A 19,404-nucleotide genomic window follows, 5' to 3' on the forward strand; every position below is an offset into this window, starting at 1 on the left:
ATCTCTGAATACGGCGGCAAAGATAAAGCAATGAAAACTAAAAAACCAAAAAAGTTTTCAAGTTTTCAAAAAATTAACACTGAGGGGCAAAGTAAGGTTATATTAAATCATAGAGGCACTGGTAATTTATTGCCTAACTTTTATACACCAAGACACAGATTTCAATTCAAAAATATCTCATACCTTTTTTCTTCCGCAATTTCCGTCATCAGTGCTGCGTCCAAATCCACGAAGCCTTTCCGTGACGGCATTTCCAGCTGAGTTCCGTCGTCCTGGTTTTTTATGAGGATGCTCACCTTCTGCTTGCCATCCTTTTTCATCAGTGAATTGCGGAAGAATTCTAGGTCGCTTTTCCGGATTTCCTTCACATCCAGCACCAAAGTCAGGCTTTTTGCAAACTGGTCGAAGGCTTCCTTCAGTTCCAGCACATCATTCACATTCAGGAAAATTCTGCCGTCGCTCCCTATAGTGAATTTTATTTTCAAAATCAGGAAGCGCTGCAGATCGATTTTTTCGCGAAGCCTCATATAATCCTTGTCGCCAAGCCTGAATTGGTAACTTCCGGTGTAATCTTCCAGCGTTACGAACGCCACCTTTTCGCCGCTGTTTCTGCCGTCCCGAACGAGAAATTCCGTCACCAGCCCAGCCACCGTATATTCCCGGAAGCTCGCCTTCATCTTCTGCTTTTCGCGGTAGTCCTTCGTTTCTTCAAACAGCTTTATTTGCCCTGCACCAAAGGCTTTCTCGCGGAAAGCATCTATTTCATCCAGGTTCAGGAAATTGAAACTACCCTTCGGTTCCACATCTTTTTTCACCGGCCCTTCGGAAATTTCGCCGTCTTCATTCAGCTCTATTTCCACGGCTTCTGCCGATATTTCTTCAGGTAAAATTTCATCGGAAAAATTTCCTGCTAAATTATCTTCCGTAACCTCCTGTTTTTCAAGCACTTGCTTTCTGCCGAAATTTCCCTGGATAAACTGATACTGATACCGAAATTCATCCAGAGGGTGCGCCGAAAGGTAGAAGCCGATGATTTCCTTTTCCCTGTTCAGCTTGTGCATATTTGGCCATTCCTGTGCAGGCTCTATTATTGGCTGTTCCACATCCAGTCCCTCCGCAAATTCTGCGAAGAGTGAATTTTCCAGCTGCGTTTTCCCGTTCTGAAAATTGAAGCCGTATTTCAAAAGCCTTTCCACATTGGTTCTGCCCTGAGAATCCACAGCGAAATACTGCGCGCGGTGATAATGGTCCACCTCATCGAAAGCGCCGGCAATTACCAGGCTTTCCACCACCCTTTTATTGATTTGCGCCGAAGGAATCCGCTCGAAGAAATCGTAAATATTCTTGAATTTCCCTTCCTTCCTTGCTTCCACGATGCTTTCGCTGGGCCCTTCACCAATGCCCTTTATCGCACCCAAACCGAAACGAATCTGCCCTTTCTCATTCACCGCAAAACCGTACTGGCTCTCGTTCACATCAGGGCCAAGTACATCCACACCCATACTTTGGCAGTCCTCCATAAACATCGTGATTTGCTTGGTATTGTTAATATTGTTGCTCATCACGCTGGCCATATATTCCGCCGGAAAATTGGCCTTCAGGTAAGCCGTGTGATACGCAATCAAGGCATAGCAGGTGGAGTGCGATTTGTTGAAAGCGTACTCTGCGAAGGCTTCCCAGTCTTTCCAGATTTTGTTGAGTTTCTCTTCGTCCAGGTTGTTCGCTTTTCCTCCCTCGATGAATTTCGGATACATCTTATCCAGCACATCTTTCTGCTTTTTGCCCATCGCTTTGCGCAGCGTATCGGCTTCACCTCGGGTAAAATTCGCGAGTTTTTGCGAAAGTAGCATCACCTGTTCCTGATAAACCGTAATGCCGTAGGTTTCAGCCAGGTACTCTTCGTTTTCCGGCAAATCATATACGATTTCTTCCAGGCCGTGCTTCCGGTTAATAAAATTCGGGATGTACTTTATCGGGCCAGGCCTGTACAGCGCATTCATCGCAATCAGGTCGGCAAATACCGTGGGCTTTAATTCACGCATATATTTCTGCATTCCCGGACTTTCGTACTGGAAGATTCCAATCGTTCTGCCTTCCTGAAAAAGCCGGTAGGTATTGGCATCATCCAGCGGAATTTCATCCGGATTAATCTCTATGCCGTGTCTTTCCTTGATGAGCTGAATGGCGTGTTTAATGATGGTTAAAGTCCTGAGGCCCAGGAAGTCCATCTTCAGAAGCCCCGCACTTTCCGCCACGGAATTATCGAACTGGGAGACCAGAATTTCCGCATCCTTCGCTGCCGTAGTTATCGGCACCAGGTTGGAAATATCTTCCGGCGTGATGATGACACCGCAGGCGTGAATTCCAGTATTCCGCACCGCACCTTCCATCTTTTTCGCTGCGTCCAGCACAGGGTACCTCGCATCTTCAGGGTTATCCAGAATGGTTTTCATTTCATCGGCAAGCACCTTGTCTTCCGGCGAAAGTTTGTCGTATTTTTTGAAGGCCTTGCCGATGTTCATCCCTGGCACGGAAGGCACAAGTTTCGCGATGTTGTTCGTCTCGGGAATTGGCAGCTCCAGCACACGGCCAGCATCCTTTATTGCAGATTTTCCGCCGAGAACAGAATAGGTGATGATTTGCGCCACATTCATTTTGCCGTACTTTTCCACCACCCATCTGATGATTTTATCGCGGCCTTCATCATCGAAATCTATGTCAATATCCGGCATCGAAATCCGCTCAGGATTCAGGAATCTCTCGAAAAGCAGGTCGTATTTTATCGGGTCCACATTCGTAATGCCGATGCAGTAGGCCACCGCAGAACCGGCTGCAGAGCCTCTTCCCGGACCAACCCACACACCCATTTTCCGCGCTTCGTTGCAGAAATCCTGCACGATAAGGAAGTAACCGGGATAGCCCGTGTTCGCAATGACTTCCAGCTCAAAATCCAGTCGCTCGGAAATTTCGGGCGTTATTTCGCCGTACTTTTCCTGCGCACCCTTGTAGGTTAAATGCCTTAGGTAAGCGTTTTCACCGCGCTTTCCGCCGTCCTTCAAATCTTCTTCGCTGTGAAATTCTGCAGGAATTTCAAACTTCGGCAGCAGTACATCGCGCTTAAGTTTATAGGGTTCAAATTTCGCAAGAAATTCCGTGTAGGCTTCGAAGGCATCGGGATAATTGCGGAAGGCTTGCTTTATTTCCTCGGAATTTTTGATGTAAAATTCCTGAGACGGAAGCCCGCGCCTTTTGCCAAAACCCTTTCCAACAGGCGACGAAAGTTTCTCCCCATCCTTTATGCAGAACAGGATATCCTGAATCTGTGCATCATTTTTCTCGGTATAAAAAGTTTCGTTCTGCGCCAGTATTTTCACGCCATATTTATCGGCGAAACTCAGCAGAACTTCGTTCACATATTCTTCCTCCTCAATTTGATGATTTTGCAACTGAACATAGAAATCATTGCCAAATTCATTTCGCCACCATTTGAAAATTTCTTCGCCTTTCTGCTCACCAAATTCCAAAATTGTGTTCGGCACATCTCCTAAAGTTCCACCTGTAACAGCGATGAGGCCTTCCTTATGCTGCGCCACCATTTCCCGCGAAATTCTCGGAACGCCGAAATAAAAGCCGTGCAGAAAGCCAAGGCTTGAAAGTTTTGCGAGATTTTTATACCCAGTGAAATTCTTCGCCAGCAATACCATCTGCGTTCTTCTGTCCGGATCATCCTTCGTAAACTGCTTCTGTTCCGGCCTTTCGGAAATATAGAATTCACAGCCGATGATTGGGATTAAAGGCGATTGCCTTGGTTCTGCTTCGCTGAAATCCGTGCCTTCGTTCTTGGCTTTTTCTTTTTGCTCGATGTAATTTTGGTAATTGCTGCTGATGTTTTTATTCGCTTCTTCCACTTCGAAAACGAATTTGAAAGCGCCCATCATATTACCCAAATCTACCAGTCCAACAGCCGGAAAATTATTAGCTAAAGCCTTGGTTACCAAATCGTTAAGGTGCGTATTCGATTGCAAGGCAGAGTAAATGCTGTGGTTATGAAAGTGGAAATAATCGCCGATATCAATTTCCGCTGTATCGCCAAAATCTACGGTTTTCCGCTTCTTAATTGCCGCTACCTGCCTTCTGATTTTGATTTCAAATGGCGAAATCGGTTTTACATTTTTCTCACGAAAAGCCTGATAATTTCGAGAATCTGAAAAAACTTGTTCTGCGGAAATTACACCTTGCCGCCACATTTCGAAAAAAACCTGTGCTGTGGCGTTCACATCGGCAGCGGAATTGTGCGCTTCGTCAAACTTTTCGCCGTAAAGTTTCTCGTAAATTTCCTCAAGTTTTGGCGATTTGAATTTTCCTTTTCCCGAAGAAATCGCCGTGTATTCCGTGCCCAGAATCATCGTATCTGCCATCGTAATTTTCTGAAGCTGGTCTTCCAGGTTTTTCCGAAAAAATTCCGCGCCCACGATTTTGTAATCGAATTCCACATTGTGCCCTACCACAACTTTCGCGCGCTTCAGCACGGCGGAAAACTGGGCTAAAACCTCCGCCAAATCACGGCCTTCTTCATTAGCAATTTTCGTGGTAATGCCGTGGATTCTGGAAGCGTTATAAGGAATATCGTAGCCTTCTGGCTTTATTATAAAGTCTTGATTTTCAATGAGATTGCCAAGTTCATCGTGCAATTGCCAACTGATCTGCACCATTCTTGGCCAATTCGCAGAATCAGAAAGAGGCGCATTATAATTAATCGGCAATCCGGTAGTTTCCGTATCGAAAATCAGGTACATTTTATGAAAAATTTATCGAAGAAAAAGTCACCAAAACTACGGAAAAAAATAGCACAAATTTCCACGAAAATTGGTTTGTACAACCTCGCAATTTAGAAACCTTCCATATTTGAACAAATTTTCGCCGATGGATTTTTGCGGCAGCTTTTCGCCTTATCTTTGGTTAAAATATTTTTACCCAAATGAAGAACCACGAGAAACCGACTGCAAAGACCGACGACCTGCAGCACGAAACCATTAATCAACAAGGGAAAACCTTTACCACAAACACCGGAGTTCCGGTAAATGACAGCCATAATACACTAAAACTTGGTGAGCGTGGTCCGTCTTTGATAGAGGATTTCATCTTCCGCGAAAAACTCGCGCATTTCGACAGGGAGAGAATTCCGGAGCGCGTAGTGCATGCCAGGGCAAGCGGTGCGCACGGCGTTTTCAGGCTTACAAAGGATATGAGCCAATACTCCAGCGCAGATTTCTTAAACGGCGAAGGCAAGGAAACGCCTGTATTCGTGCGGCTTTCCACGGTGGCGGGCTTCCGCGGCTCCACAGATCTTCCGAGGGATGTTCGGGGTTTTTCCGTAAAATTTTACACTCAACAGGGGAATTTTGACCTTGTAGGAAACAACATCCCCGTGTTCTTCATCCAAGATGCGATGAAGTTTCCCGATGTGGTGCACGCCGTAAAGCCGGAGCAGGACAATCAGATGCCGCAGGCTGCCTCCGCACACGATACTTTTTGGGATTTCGTATCGCTTTCCCCCGAGACGGCACATATGATAATGTGGACTATGAGCGACCGCGCCATTCCGCGAAGCCTGCGGATGATGGAAGGCTTCGGGGTGCACACCTTTAAACTTGTAAATAAAGATGGCAAAGCGCACTTCGTGAAATTCCACTGGAAGCCCGTGCTGGGCGTGCATTCCGTAGCCTGGGACGAAGCGCAGAAAATCAGCGGGAAGAACAGCGACTTCCACCGTGAAGACCTTTGGCAGGCGATAGAAGAAGGCGATTTTCCGGAATGGGATTTCGGCGTGCAGATCATCCCGCAGGAGGATGAGCACAAATTTGATTTCGACATCCTCGACCCTACCAAGCTGATCCCTGAAGAACTGGTGCCGGTAGAGATCATCGGGAGAATGACTTTGACGAAAAACCCGACAAACTTCTTCGCGGAGGTAGAGCAATCGGCATTTCACCCAGGCAACATCGTACCGGGAATCGACTTCTCCGACGATCCGCTGCTGCAGGGAAGGCTGTTCTCCTACTCGGACACGCAGATGTACCGACTTGGCGTAAACCACCAACAGCTGCCTATCAATCGGCCCCTGGAGCAGGTACAAAATACGCTGCGCGAGGGTGCGTCTCAGCATTTTATCCACAAAGGGAAAGCATCCTACACCCCGAACTCCACGGGCGGGGGCTGCCCATTCCTAGCAATGGCGACTCAGGGCGGTTTCGTATCCCACGGAAAGAGAGTGGATGCGCACAAGGTCCGCGCAAGGAGCAAAAGCTTCCTGGATCACTACAGCCAGGCGAAACTTTTCTACAACAGCCAGGCAGAGCACGAGCAGCAGCACATCAAGGATGCACTTTCGTTTGAACTTTCCAAAGTGAAAACGCCGGAAATCCGTGAGCGCGTGGTGCAGATGCTTACCAACATCGATCTCGATCTTGCTCAATATGTGGCGAAAAAACTCGGCATCGATGAACCGAAAGAAGCCAAACCGGTAGAGAATTTTGTGCGGAATGCAGATGAAACCGCAGAGGATGCTGCAAGCGTAATTAAAGAACCATCTGTATCCAAGTCTGAAGCGCTGAGTATGGCGAATACTGTGAAAGACACGATGAAATCGCGGAAAATCGCTGTATTCATCAGCGATGGTTTTGACAGAAAATCCTTCGATCAAGTAAAATCTGCCATTGAAAAAGAAGGCGGAAAATGTGCGACAGTTGCACCAATGCTTGGTATGATAAAAGCTGATGACGGCAGCGAAATCGAGAACAAGGAATTCACTTATTTCAATTCTGCATCGGTTTTGTTTGATGCGCTATATGTGATTGGTGGTGAGAAAAATGTGAAATTTTTGCTGAATGAAAAGAACGCCGCAGAATTTGCAAACGATGCGTTCAAGCACTGCAAGGCGATAGGCTATGATGCTGAAGCTCAGAAATTTATAGACAAAACCATCATTAAAAATGATGAAGCGATTTTGAAAGATGACTTGGAGAACTTCCTGAATGCGGTGAAAAAACACCGCTATTGGGAACGCGAAAAAACGCTTTAAAATCTGCAAAAAGCTGGAACGAAAGTTCCGGTTTTTTTATTTATATTTTTATATAATTATACTTTTATATCATTATTTTCCAAATTATATTTCAAATACTGTTGAATTTTGGCTTGGCTAAAATCCTTATTTTTGTTCAAAACAAAATCGGATGTCCGCGGAAATTCAGCAGAAAATCGAAAGCCTAAGGGAAGAACTGCAGCAGCACAACTACAGTTATTATGTGCTGGATGAGCCCACGATTTCGGATTTTGAATTCGATGCCAAACTGAAGGAGCTGCAAACGCTGGAACAGCAGCACCCAGAATTTTACGATGCCAATTCGCCTACGCTTCGTGTTGGCGGCGAAATCACGAAGAACTTCCCAACCGTTCGGCATCAGTATAGAATGTATTCTCTGGATAACTCGTACGATTTCAATGACTTAGAAGATTGGGAACGCCGCATAATACGCACTTTGGACGAGCCTGTGGAATTTGTGGCAGAGCTGAAATACGACGGCGCTTCCATTTCGCTGCTTTACGAAAACGGAATCCTGACCGAAGCTGTAACAAGAGGTGACGGCTTCCAGGGCGATGAAATCACGGGAAATGTGCGCACAATTCAGGATGTGCCGCTGAAGCTTTCGGGCGATTTTCCACAACGGTTTTTTATGCGTGGCGAAATTTTCCTGCAGCGAAAAAACTTCGACCGCATCAATGCTCAGCGCGCTGAAGATGGCCTTGATCTTTATATGAATCCGCGGAACACAGCGTCCGGAAGCCTGAAACTTCAGGATTCTTCGGAAGTGCGGAAACGCCGGCTGTCAGCGGTTTTGTATCAGTTTGTGGGCGAAGATTTTCCTGCGGAAACGCATTGGGAAATTCTGCAGAAAGCAAAATCCTGGGATGTTTCGATTTCGGAAAATTCGCGGCTTTGCAGAACGCTGCAGGATGTGAAAGATTTCATCAATTTTTGGGATGCAGAACGCCATAAATTACCCTTTGAAATTGATGGTATCGTATTGAAAGTCAATTCCTTAAATCAACAGCAACAGTTGGGCTACACCGCAAAATCACCACGATGGGCAATGGCATACAAATTCAAGGCGGAGAAAGCAGAAACCGAGCTGCTGAGCGTTTCCTACCAAGTTGGACGAACCGGCGCCATAACACCGGTGGCCAACCTGAAGCCGGTTTTGCTGGCAGGAACCGTGGTAAAGCGGGCTTCTTTGCACAATGAAGACATCATCAAAAAACTCGATTTGCACGAGAATGATTTTGTGTTCGTGGAAAAAGGCGGCGAAATCATCCCGAAAATTACCGGTGTAAATTTAGACAAAAGAGATACGCAAAGTTCTGAAATTCAATACATTACGCATTGTCCGGAATGTGGAACGGAACTCGTAAAAATTGAAGAACAGGCGATACACTTCTGCCCGAACGAAGCGCATTGTCCGCCACAAGTCGTCGGGAAAATGATTCACTTTGTTTCGCGGAAAGCGATGAACATTGAAAGCTTGGGACAGGAAACCATCCAACAGCTGAACCGTGAAAAGCTGATAGAGAATCCGGCGGATTTCTACGCATTAACGAAAGAACAACTTTTGCCGCTGGAAAGAATGGCGGAAAAATCTGCGCAGAATATCATTAACGGCATTGAGAAATCGAAAGAGATTCCTTATGAAAAAGTGCTTTTTGCGCTGGGAATCAGGCACATCGGCGAAACCGTGGCGAAGAAACTGACGAAGAATTTCCCATCAATCGATGAGCTGAAAAGTGCTTCGCTTGATGAACTAACCCAGGTGGAAGATATCGGCGAAAAAATTGCGCTGAGCATCATTGCCTGGTTTGAACAGCCAGAAAATCTATTGATGGTTGAGCGACTAAAACAGTACGGCGTTCAGCTGCAAAAATCTGAAAATCAAACAGATACGATTAGCGATGCATTAGCCGGGAAAACTTTTCTATTCACCGGAAAGCTTTCGCTTTTCACGAGAGAGCAGGCGGAAGAAATGGTGGAAAAGCACGGCGGCAAGAATATTTCCGCGGTTTCCAAAAACCTGAATTATTTAGTGGCAGGCGAAAAAGCGGGCAGCAAACTAAAAAAGGCGCAGGAAATAGGGACGGTGGAAATTCTGGATGAACAGCAATTCCTGGATTTGCTGAAGTAAAAACTGCCGGGTTTTCCGGCAGTTTCACAGTTTTTTTTCGTTATTCGCTAAGTTCAGGATCGTTCACCTTCACCGCAAGTTCGTAAAGATCGCCACGCATTAAAAACTTAATTCTTTCACGCGTGGTAATCGTGTTGATTTCGCCGTCTTTGAAAATCATAATTCTGTCGCCAGTTGCAATGTTCTGGTCGGCAAGCCAATCTTCCGGCGCCACATCGTTTTCCAATTTTTTCATATCTTCCAACAAGTCCTGAGCCCTTTCCTGGAAGCCTTCTTCGTCGGAATATACCACATCGTACTCAGGGTCCAGCGCTACACGGAAAACCTTGCGGTTTTCGATAAGTTTAGCGTGGTCGTTCGGCATAGGATTGTCCGAACCATCAGTGAAGCCCACCTCAATCAGCTCGCCGTTTTTCTCTCTGGCATAATTTTCAGCTTCTTCAAAATTTGCGAAATTTGTTACGATTTTATAATCATCGTAGCCGTATTCTTGCAATTTCCTTTCTTCGTTTTCCATTTTATTATAAATTTTAATCGTTAATTTCTTCCTTTACTTCGCGCCATTCATTATCTTTCAGGTTGCCTTCCAGTCTTTCCACCTTCAGCATTTGCCGTAAAATGGCATATACCGTGATGTAAGAATTTGCCACGAAAACCACTGCAAAGCCTGAAATCAGGTATCCCGTCCAATTTTCGGTGAGCATTTTAAACTTCGTTAAAATTAAGAAAAAAATCGCAACATAGTGGCTGAAACAATAATGGCAGGTAGGCAAATAATAAAAAAGTTTGCCGGGCAGGTTGTCACAGTTTTCCGAGCGGTATTGGCATTTCTCGCGAAACTCTTGGAAAATCCGTTCATTAGTTACCGTCCAGGAAACGCAGGCCACCGGAATTGCGAGCAAAAATAGGTAGAGAATCTGATGGTGAAGTTCCAATTTTTTGGGTAAAATATTTGTGGGAATTACGCTTCAAAAATTATTCCGTATTTTTATGCAAAATTGAATTTTATGACGAAAATGAAATGGTTTTCCGCATCGGCCATTTTTGCGGCGGCGCTTGCTTTTGCGCAGCAATACGGCGGGATGTGGATTCCCACCGAACTGAATGAAAAGGAAATGAAGCAGCTTGGCATGAAAATTTCGGCGAAGGACATCTTCAGCCGGGACAAGCCTTCGATAAAGGATGCAGTGGTACAGTTCAACGGTGGATGCACGGCGGAAATTGTATCGCCGAAAGGCCTTCTGCTCACCAATCATCACTGCGGTTACGGCCAAATTCAGTCGCATTCTTCCGTTCAGAATGATTATTTGCGGAACGGTTTCTGGGCGAAAAATATGGCGGGCGAATTGCCAAACCCTGGCGTAACGGTGGACTTCATCGTGGATATCATAGATGTGACGGCGCAAATTCTGCCCACTTCAAATTTAACGGAAAATGAAATAAACGCTAATATTCAGCGCGTTTCGCAATCTTTCAGAACCGAGCCGTACCAAAAGGTTTCCGTGAAGCCAATGTACTACGGCAATAAATATTATGCCTACATCATCGAAACTTTCAAGGATGTAAGGCTGGTAGGTGCACCACCGGAAAGCATCGGAAAGTTCGGCAGTGATACGGATAACTGGGTTTGGCCAAGGCATACCGGCGATTTTGCATTCTTCCGAATCTACGCCGATAAGAACAACAAGCCTGCGGAATACAGCAAGGATAATGTGCCATTTGTTCCGAAACATTTTCTGCCGGTTTCCATCAAGGATAAAAACGAGGACGACTTCACCTTCGTTTTCGGCTTCCCAGGAAGAACGCAGGAATACCTGCCGGCAATTGCGGTGCAGAAAATAATGACGGATATAAACCCTGCAATGATTTCCGTACGAGATGTGGCGCTGAAAACGCTGAACGAAAAAATGCGGGCGGATGATGCCACGAGAATTAAATACGCTTCAAAATATGCATCCGTAGCCAACTACTGGAAAAAGTGGATTGGCGAAGCAGAAGGCCTGAAGAAATCAAACGCTGTTGGGAAGAAATTGGCTTACGAGCAGAAATTAATTTCCAAAAATCCGGCAATGAAAACCACGATTGACGGACTGAACAAGGCATACAACGAGCAGGCACCCTACGCATTGCACCGCGCTTATTATGGCGAGCTTTTGCGTAATGCTGAGACTTTAGCAATTGCTGATTTTTACAGCACTTATCTCAATCTTTCGCAAAGCGGAAAGCTGGATGCAGAAACGCTGAAAAACCTGAAGAGCCGGCTGAACAGAATCTACCGGAACTACGATGCAGAGCTGGATGCCAAGGTTACGGCGAAACTTCTGGCGCTGTATGCCAACCAAATTCCGCAGCAGTTTTTGCCGAAAAACTTTGCGCAATATAAGGATGAAAACCGCAATCTTCCGGCAATTGAAGAAATGTCTAAAAACTCGGTAATTACCGGAAGGGCTACGCTGAACGGCATTTCTGCAACGGCAGATTTGGATAAATTTTTGGCAAACCCTTCCCTTCTGCAAAATCTGCAAAACGACCCGCTGATTAAGCTTTCGGCAGAAATAAAGAACAATTATTTACAAACCACCGAGCCGAAATTTGCCGCGCTGCAAAACGAGATAGATGCACTTCAGAAAAAATTTATGGCGGAGCAAATGGCTACGGATAAGGAACGGCAGTTCTTCCCGGATGCTAATTCCACTTTGCGCGTTACCTATGGTCAGGTGAAGGGTTCAAATCCGCGCGATGCCGTGCATTACAACTACCAAACGCATTTGTCTGGTGTGATGGAAAAGTACATCCCGGGCGATTATGAATTTGATGTGCCAGCAAAACTTATCGACCTTTACAACCGCAAGGATTTCGGAATTTATAAGGATAAAACCGGCGATGTTCCGCTGGCATTTACCGCTACCAACCATACAACCGGCGGAAATTCCGGAAGCCCGGCACTTGATGCCTACGGAAATTTGATTGGTTTAAATTTCGACAGACAGTGGGAAGGTACGATGAGTGACATCAACTATGATCCGAAATTTAGCCGGAACATAATGGTGGATACCAAGTACATTCTCTTCATCGTGGATAAATTTGCTGATTCGAAATGGCTTCTCGATGAGATGAAAATTGTAAAATAACAAAACCGCGCTGAAATTCTCAGCGCGGTTTTATTTCACCTAAAACCTTAAACTAATGTATATGTTTCTCAGCGTGGTAAGAACTTCTCACCAAAGGTGAACTTTCGACATGCCTGAAGCCAAGGCTTCTCGCGAAATCTCCGTATTCATCGAATTCTTCGGGCGTTATGAATTTCTTCACCGGCAGATGTTTCTTCGTAGGCTGCAGGTATTGCCCCAGCGTTATCACATCCACATCAGCATTGCGGATGTCCTCTATCGTTTGGAAAACCTCGTGTTTTTCTTCGCCAAGACCCAGCATCACGCCGGTTTTCGTGCGGCGTTGCCCTGCGCTTTTCAGGTACTTCAGCACTTCCAGGCTTCGCTCATATTTTGCCTGAATCCGCACTTCACGCGTCAATCTCTTCACGGTTTCCATATTGTGTGAAATCACTTCCGGTGCCACTTCCACCACTCTATCCAGATGCTTATGAATGCCCTGGAAATCCGGTATTAGCGTTTCCATCGTAGTTCCCGGCGAAATTCTCCGCACGGCATTTACAGTTTCCGCCCAAAGTATCGAGCCCATATCCTTCAGGTCATCCCTGTCCACGGAAGTCAGCACCGCGTGCTTTATCCTCATCAGCTTTATCGAGCGGGCTACTTTCTCCGGCTCATCCCAGTTCACATCCAACGGCCTTCCAGTTTTCACGCCGCAGAAACCGCAGCTCCTGGTGCAGATGTTCCCCAGAATCATAAATGTAGCCGTGCCTTCGCCCCAGCATTCCCCCATATTTGGGCAGCTTCCGCTTTGGCAAATCGTATTCAGCTTGTATTTATCCACCAGGCTTCGCAGTTCGCGGTAATTTTTCCCGGTAGGAAGTTTCACGCGAATCCACTTCGGTTTCTGCACCGCACTTTCCGTCACATTCTCCGTCATCAGAAATTCCGAACAGTTTTTTAATTGATTTTTTTCGCTGAGGTTAATGGGTTAAAATTGACAGTAAAATTAACCGAAGAATTAATTGCCACCTCAAAACCTCATAACCTTCTAAATACAAAATTATAAATTTTCGCTAACTTAGTCCAACATTCCAAAAATATGATGAAAGCTTGCATCCTAAGCATCGGCGATGAGATTCTCTCCGGAAGCACCGTGGATACCAACTCGAATTTTATAGCGGAGAAACTGAAATCCATCGGCATCGCAGTTTCTGAAATCCGCACGATTTCCGATGATATGGAAGTCATCAAAAATGCTTTGCAGCAAGGCTTTCAAAAGAATGACCTCATCATCACAACCGGTGGACTTGGCCCTACAAGAGACGACAAAACCAAGATGGCTTTTGTCGAATTTTTCGGTGATGAACTAGTTTTCGATGAAGCCACTTTCGAAAATCTCCGCCAAATTTTCAAGCAAAGAAACCGCGAACATTTGCTCGAACTGAACAGACCGCAAGCCGAAATTCCGAAATCTGCGCACATTTTTCTAAATGACTACGGCACAGCGCCTTCCCTGCTGATGCAGAAAGATGGTAAAACTGCGATTTGCCTTCCGGGAATTCCTTCTGAAATGAAGGCTTTGATGCGCACCAAAATTATTCCACACCTGAAAAACGAGCATCAGCTGCACTTCATCATTTCCCGAACGCTTACACTTGTGAACATTCCCGAAAGTTTGCTGGCAGAAAAAATCGAAGCTTGGGAATTGGCTTTGCCGAAAAACATCAGCCTGTCGTACTTACCGATTGGCAACCGCATCAAGCTGAAAATCACAGGCTTAGGAGAAAATGAGCGCGAAGTAAAAACACAAATCAGCGATGAAGTGGAAAAACTTCGCCCGCTGATTTCAGAGAATGTAATTTCCTGGAATGGCGAAAGCATCACGGAAATTTTTGCGACGGCAGTTTTCAATTCAGGGCTCACGCTTTCCACGGCGGAAAGTTGCACGGGCGGCGAAATTGCGAAATTAATCACAAGTATTCCTGGGATTTCACCATTTTTCAAGGGTGGAATCGTGGCGTACGAAACCGCGAAAAAAGTTGAGATTTTAAAAGTCAGTCAGCAAACGATTGACACCTACAGCGTTGTTTCTCAGCAGGTTGCGCAGGAAATGAGCGAAGGCTGCCGCCAACTTTTCGGGACAGATATCGCGATTTCAACAACAGGTGTTGCCGGACCGATGAGCGATGAGGACGGCAACGAAATCGGGACAGTTTTTTATTCCATCAGGGTGAAGGATTTTGAAATCACTAAAAAACTTTTCCTGCCGCACTATGAACGGAAGGATTTTATGGCATTCGTAGCGCAGAAAACCCTGCAGGATTTAGTAGAAATTTTGACGCTTGGTAAAAATCGGTAAGATTTTATTTAAACACAGCGGCACGGCATACTTTTAGTTTAATCTGTTAAAACACTGAGAAACAGTGAGTTACAAAAAGATTTTCTGCAAAAAATAAAACACAGCGGCACGGTGATTATTTTTTATTAAAACACTGAGACAGAGCGTTGCATTTTTAAAAACTGTAACGCTTGGACAAGCCCAGCGTGACAACATTTACTTTTCTTTAGCCTTTTTACTTGGCTCTTGTCCCTTTTTACTAACTTTGGAAGTTAAAATGATTTTGAGATGAAAAAACTTTCGATGGCTGCACTGGCTTTTTCCGGAATGCTGGCGCTGAATTCCTGCGCTACCAACCAAAATGCTAAAATTTCAAAAGCAGAACGCACTGAAAATCAATCAGATACAAAAATTCAGGATGTTGGGCTGAACCTGGAATATGTGGACAGAAGCGTTCGTCCGCAGGATGATTTCTTCTCGTTTGTAAACGGCGGCTGGTATAAACAGGCGGAAATTCCGGCCGATAAATCAAGCTGGGGTTCCTTCAACGAACTTAGGGAAAATACTGATAATCAATCACTTAATATTTTGGAAGACATCAATTCCAAAACTTATGCTAAGGGCAGCGAAGGCCAGAAGATTCAGGATTTGTACGCCACCTATATGGATTTGGAAAAGCGCAACGCTCTTGGAATTTCTCCGCTGAAAAATCAGTTAGCGGAAATCGACAACATCAAAAATCTTGCTGAATTTCAATCCTATATCAACAAAGCGACATTGACTGGCGATAATCCATTCTACAATTGGTACGCTGCGGCGGATATGAAAAATTCCAATATGAACGCCGTTTATCTTGGTGGGCCGAGCCTTGGTTTAGGTAAGGATTATTACCAAAAAGAGAATGAGGCTAATGCTAAAACGCTGGCCGAATATCAGAAATTTGTAGGGCAAATGCTTGATATTTTGCAGATTAGCGATGCCAATGCTGTGCGGCAAATCGTAGATTTTGAAAAAAGGATGGCGAAAAGCCTGCTGACTTTGGAAGAAGGCCGTGATGCCAATAGGCGTTACAATCCGAAAACTGTGGCAGAGCTTGGGACTTTGGCTAAAAATGTCAATTTGCCAAAATATCTGAAAACGGTGGGCGTTCAAACGGATAGGGTGATCATCGGTGAGCTGAAATATTACCAAAACCTTGACCAGTTCATCAATCAGCAGAATCTGCCATTGCTGAAAAACTATATGAAATACCGGCTTTTGGCGAGCAATGCAAGTTACCTGGACAAGAGAACGGACGATGTGAATTTTAATTTCTACGCGAAATATCTACAGGGCCAAAAAGAGCAACGGGCGATGAATAAGCGGGCGCTTTCGATGGTGAACGGTTCCTTGGGCGAAGCTTTCGGGAAACTTTATGTGGAACAGTACTTCCCTGCGGAAGCCAAGGAAAAAATGGAAGAACTGATAAGCTACCTGATGAAGAGCTATGAAATGCACATAAAGGAACTGGACTGGATGTCGCCCGAAACGAAAACTAAGGCCCTGGAAAAGCTCTCAAAATTTACGGTGAAAGTGGCCTATCCAGACGAATGGAAGGATTATTCTGCGCTTACCATCAATTCGCCGAAAGACGGTGCAAGCCTTTATGACAATATGGAAAATATTTCGCGCTGGCATTATCAGCGCAAGCTGGACAAGGTAGGAAAGCCAGTGGACAAAACGGAATGGGGTATGACGCCGCAAACTGTAAACGCTTACTACTCAAGCAGTTATAATGAAATTGTTTTCCCTGCTGCAATTCTTCAGCCGCCGTTTTTCAATTTCAAGGCAGACCCTGCCGTGAATTTCGGTGGAATTGGCGCGGTGATCGGGCACGAAATTTCGCACGGCTTTGATGACGGCGGTTCACGGTTTGATGGCGACGGAAATTTGAATAACTGGTGGACAGATACAGACCGTAAAAACTTTGATGCCAAGGTAGAAGCACTGGCAGAGCAGTTCAGCAAATATGAGCCAGTGAAAGGCAGCTTCATCAACGGGAAATTTACGAGTGGCGAAAACATTGGTGATTTAGGAGGTGCAAGCGTTGCTTACGATGCTCTGCAACTTTACCTGAAGGACCACGACAACCCTGGGAAAATCAATGGCTTTACCCAGGATCAGAGATTTTTTATGAGCTGGGCTACGGTTTGGCGCACGAAATCTACCGACCAATATGTGGTAAATCAGGTGAAGACGGATCCGCATTCACCAGGCTATTACAGGGCTTTTGCGCCGCTTACCAACATCGATGCTTTTTACAAAGCCTTCGACATTAAGCCTGGCGACAAGCTCTACCGGAAACCTGAAGACCGCGTGAAAATCTGGTAAAAATGAAAAATGAAACCGCCGAAAAAAGGCGGTTTTTTTATGCTAAATTTCCTCGGAACTTCTCAGCAAATCGCTCAGGATTTTTTTTCCGCGCATTATCCGAACTTTCGTGTTGGAAATGGAAATGCCCAATTCTTCGGCAATTTCCTTGATGCTTTTCTCTTCATAAAACCGTAACCTAATGATTTCCTGATAATTAGCATCCAAACTTTCTATGGCACGCAGAATTCTTTCCTGCTCTTCATCGGAAATTAAAAGCTCTTCCGGTGAACGGGCAAAATCATTTTTGATGCTGTTCAAATCACTGAAGCTCTCTTCATTCTGACTGCGCTTTTGCTTTCGCCAAAAATCAATTACGGAATTTTGTGCAATCGTAAGAATCCAGGTTTTAAAATGAAAATTTAAATCGTAAAGTTCCAGTTTGTTGAGAACTTTTGAAAAAACTGCCACGGTAATTTCATCTGCCACGGTTTCATCCTGCACCTTGTTCAGCACAAAAGAAAAAACCGGTAGCCAATACTGGTTGATGAGTTTCGTCTGCGCTTTGCGATCCTTATTCTTCGCCGCTTCAATCAAATCCAGCAGTGCGCGGTCTTCCATCAGATGGAAATATCTTCGGTTTCTCGAAATTCTCTCAGCAGATTTTCGAATACTTTTTCCACAGGCAAAATTTCATCTATCAATGCTGAAACCTGCCCTATTTCAAGCTCGCCGTTTTCCAAATCGCCTTCGAACATTCCGCGCTTTGCCCTTGCCCTTCCCAGTTTTTCGCGAAGAATTTCCGCATTTCTTCCGCTGTTGTAAATTTCTTCCAGCTCACCGAAAAACTGATTTTTCACCAATCGAACCGGCGCCAATTCCTTCAGCGTCAGGAATGTATCGCCTTCACCAATTTCGGTAATTTTCTGCTTCCAATTATCATGCGCGCTCGCTTCATCAGTCGCCGCAAAACGCGAACCGATTTGCACGGCATCAGCACCCAGCATCATCACCGCTTTCATCTGTGCACCGGTTGCAATTCCGCCTGCTGCAATCAGCGGTGTGGAAACATTGCGCCGCACATTCGGTATCAGGCAAAGCGTGGTGGTTTCATCCCTTCCATTGTGCCCCCCCGCTTCAAATCCTTCGGCAACTATCGCATCTACACCGGCTTCTTCGCACTTCAGCGCAAATTTTGTGGATGAAACTGCGTGGGCTACTTTCAGCCCTTCCTTCTTCAATGTTTCCGTGTAAGTTTTCGGGTTTCCTGCAGAAGTGAACACGATTTTCACGCCTTCTTCCAAAATAATCTGGATGATTTCCTCAAGGTTTGGGTAAAGCATCGGCACATTCACGCCGAAAGGTTTATCCGTAGCCTTTTTGCATTTCTGAATATTTTCCCGCAAAATATCGGGATACATACTTCCGGCGCCAAGCAAACCGAGACCGCCGCAGTTTGATACCGCGGAAGCCAAACGCCAACCGGAATGCCAAATCATCCCCCCCTGAATGATGGGATAGCGAATCCCGAAGAGCTGGGTGATTGGATTTTTTGGGTTATTCATTTGCTTAAGATTAATGCTTTTTTCCCGGCTAAAGTAGAAAAAATGTTCCTAATAATTTTTTTCTGAGTTACGGATTATATTGTTAGTAATGCTTTCAGATTTTTTATTTTTGTGATTAATCACAACAGTACGACGACACCATCAATGCCTGGCACAGTTGTGAATTGCTTTCAGATTTTTTATTTTTGTGATTAATCACAACTGCATCGTTAAAGCTGGCGACCTTTTCGAGGTTGTGAATTGCTTTCAGATTTTTTATTTTTGTGATTAATCACAACAACTTTTGGGAATTGAGAGAAGTTTTAATTGTTGTGAATTGCTTTCAGATTTTTTATTTTTGTGATTAATCACAACCATTAACGCCTTTGACCACATCGGCAATTCGTTGTGAATTGCTTTCAGATTTTTTATTTTTGTGATTAATCACAACGTTTATGTGCAGGGATGCATATTGCGGTATGTTGTGAATTGCTTTCAGATTTTTTATTTTTGTGATTAATCACAACTACGCCCCGTCTTGACTGTTTGGGTTTTGGGTTGTGAATTGCTTTCAGATTTTTTATTTTTGTGATTAATCACAACCTGAAAAAGAAAAAACAAAAGCACGAGGCTGTTGTGAATTGCTTTCAGATTTTTTATTTTTGTGATTAATCACAACAGTTCTACGGGATAATAAGAAACCTTGAGTGTTGTGAATTGCTTTCAGATTTTTTATTTTTGTGATTAATCACAACTCACTGCGGTGCCTAAAGAAACCGAATATGGTTGTGAATTGCTTTCAGATTTTTTATTTTTGTGATTAATCA

Annotated in this window: 11 protein-coding genes and 1 CRISPR repeat array (1 of these 12 only partly in view); of the genes, 5 read left to right on the top strand and 6 right to left on the bottom strand. The window is 44.8% G+C overall.

The features are described from left to right. Window positions 1–161 precede the first annotated feature (161 nt). The gene (gene dnaE / locus IMZ16_RS02725; RefSeq protein ID WP_193440387.1) at window positions 162–4,796 is read right to left on the bottom strand and encodes a DNA polymerase III subunit alpha; all 4,635 of its coding nucleotides are present in this window, start codon (window positions 4,794–4,796) and stop codon (window positions 162–164) included. Between the two features lie 182 nt (window positions 4,797–4,978). On the opposite strand from dnaE, the gene IMZ16_RS02730 reads away from it, so the two are divergent. Both IMZ16_RS02730 and ligA read left to right on the top strand, forming a co-directional pair. Beyond that, a complete protein-coding gene (locus IMZ16_RS02730) occupies window positions 4,979–7,081 on the top strand; it encodes a catalase (RefSeq protein ID WP_193440388.1) in 2,103 nt (700 codons plus the stop codon). 151 nt (window positions 7,082–7,232) lie between these two features. Continuing rightward, complete coding sequence (ligA, locus tag IMZ16_RS02735) at window positions 7,233–9,233, top strand: NAD-dependent DNA ligase LigA (protein WP_193440389.1); 2,001 nt, start codon at window positions 7,233–7,235, stop codon at window positions 9,231–9,233. 40 nt (window positions 9,234–9,273) lie between these two features. Here ligA and IMZ16_RS02740 read toward each other — a convergent pair whose 3' ends face one another. Together IMZ16_RS02740 and IMZ16_RS02745 are read right to left on the bottom strand one after the other, a co-directional pair. Beyond that, window positions 9,274–9,750, bottom strand: coding sequence for a hypothetical protein (locus IMZ16_RS02740; protein ID WP_193440390.1), 477 nt, complete (start codon window positions 9,748–9,750; stop codon window positions 9,274–9,276). A gap of 13 nt (window positions 9,751–9,763) precedes the next feature. Next, complete coding sequence (locus tag IMZ16_RS02745) at window positions 9,764–10,168, bottom strand: hypothetical protein (RefSeq protein WP_193440391.1); 405 nt, start codon at window positions 10,166–10,168, stop codon at window positions 9,764–9,766. A gap of 72 nt (window positions 10,169–10,240) precedes the next feature. Between IMZ16_RS02745 and IMZ16_RS02750 the strand changes: the two genes are divergently transcribed. Beyond that, entirely contained in the window at window positions 10,241–12,364 is a 2,124-nt protein-coding gene (locus tag IMZ16_RS02750; protein ID WP_227411548.1) for a S46 family peptidase, read from the top strand. A gap of 52 nt (window positions 12,365–12,416) precedes the next feature. Here IMZ16_RS02750 and lipA read toward each other — a convergent pair whose 3' ends face one another. Then, window positions 12,417–13,283, bottom strand: a complete 867-nt coding sequence (lipA, locus tag IMZ16_RS02755; protein ID WP_193440392.1) for a lipoyl synthase — start codon at window positions 13,281–13,283, stop codon at window positions 12,417–12,419. Window positions 13,284–13,445: 162 nt separating this feature from the next. Here lipA and IMZ16_RS02760 point away from each other — a divergent pair, with 162 nt between their 5' ends. Together IMZ16_RS02760 and IMZ16_RS02765 are read left to right on the top strand one after the other, a co-directional pair. Beyond that, the gene (locus tag IMZ16_RS02760) at window positions 13,446–14,705 is read left to right on the top strand and encodes a CinA family nicotinamide mononucleotide deamidase-related protein (RefSeq protein WP_193440393.1); all 1,260 of its coding nucleotides are present in this window, start codon (window positions 13,446–13,448) and stop codon (window positions 14,703–14,705) included. A gap of 267 nt (window positions 14,706–14,972) precedes the next feature. Then, the gene (locus IMZ16_RS02765) at window positions 14,973–17,054 is read left to right on the top strand and encodes a M13 family metallopeptidase (protein ID WP_193440394.1); all 2,082 of its coding nucleotides are present in this window, start codon (window positions 14,973–14,975) and stop codon (window positions 17,052–17,054) included. Between the two features lie 42 nt (window positions 17,055–17,096). Here the strand turns inward: IMZ16_RS02765 and IMZ16_RS02770 are convergent, their stop codons facing one another. Both IMZ16_RS02770 and IMZ16_RS02775 read right to left on the bottom strand, forming a co-directional pair. Next, a complete protein-coding gene (locus IMZ16_RS02770; protein WP_193440395.1) occupies window positions 17,097–17,654 on the bottom strand; it encodes an RNA polymerase sigma factor in 558 nt (185 codons plus the stop codon). Beyond that, the gene (locus tag IMZ16_RS02775) at window positions 17,654–18,598 is read right to left on the bottom strand and encodes an NAD(P)H-dependent flavin oxidoreductase (RefSeq protein WP_193440396.1); all 945 of its coding nucleotides are present in this window, start codon (window positions 18,596–18,598) and stop codon (window positions 17,654–17,656) included. The genes IMZ16_RS02770 and IMZ16_RS02775 overlap by 1 nt, the downstream gene beginning before the upstream one ends. Window positions 18,599–18,678: 80 nt before the next feature. Continuing rightward, a CRISPR array of direct repeats spans window positions 18,679–19,404; the repeat unit is 46 nt; unit sequence GTTGTGAATTGCTTTCAGATTTTTTATTTTTGTGATTAATCACAAC; it runs 156 nt beyond the window's last position.

The organism is Cruoricaptor ignavus (genome assembly GCF_014961145.1).
GTDB classification, from domain to species: Bacteria; Bacteroidota; Bacteroidia; order Flavobacteriales; family Weeksellaceae; genus Cruoricaptor; species Cruoricaptor ignavus.

Bases quoted from the DNA above. Each gene is read 5' to 3' on its own strand.
- dnaE (WP_193440387.1), bottom strand. From the start codon at position 4,796: ATGTACCTGATTTTCGATACGGAAACTACCGGATTGCCGATTAATTAT.
- IMZ16_RS02730 (WP_193440388.1), top strand. From the start codon at position 4,979: ATGAAGAACCACGAGAAACCGACTGCAAAGACCGACGACCTGCAGCAC.
- ligA (WP_193440389.1), top strand. From the start codon at position 7,233: ATGTCCGCGGAAATTCAGCAGAAAATCGAAAGCCTAAGGGAAGAACTG.
- IMZ16_RS02740 (WP_193440390.1), bottom strand. From the start codon at position 9,750: ATGGAAAACGAAGAAAGGAAATTGCAAGAATACGGCTACGATGATTAT.
- IMZ16_RS02750 (WP_227411548.1), top strand. From the start codon at position 10,241: ATGACGAAAATGAAATGGTTTTCCGCATCGGCCATTTTTGCGGCGGCG.
- lipA (WP_193440392.1), bottom strand. From the start codon at position 13,283: ATGACGGAGAATGTGACGGAAAGTGCGGTGCAGAAACCGAAGTGGATT.
- IMZ16_RS02760 (WP_193440393.1), top strand. From the start codon at position 13,446: ATGATGAAAGCTTGCATCCTAAGCATCGGCGATGAGATTCTCTCCGGA.
- IMZ16_RS02765 (WP_193440394.1), top strand. From the start codon at position 14,973: ATGAAAAAACTTTCGATGGCTGCACTGGCTTTTTCCGGAATGCTGGCG.
- IMZ16_RS02770 (WP_193440395.1), bottom strand. From the start codon at position 17,654: ATGGAAGACCGCGCACTGCTGGATTTGATTGAAGCGGCGAAGAATAAG.
- IMZ16_RS02775 (WP_193440396.1), bottom strand. From the start codon at position 18,598: ATGAATAACCCAAAAAATCCAATCACCCAGCTCTTCGGGATTCGCTAT.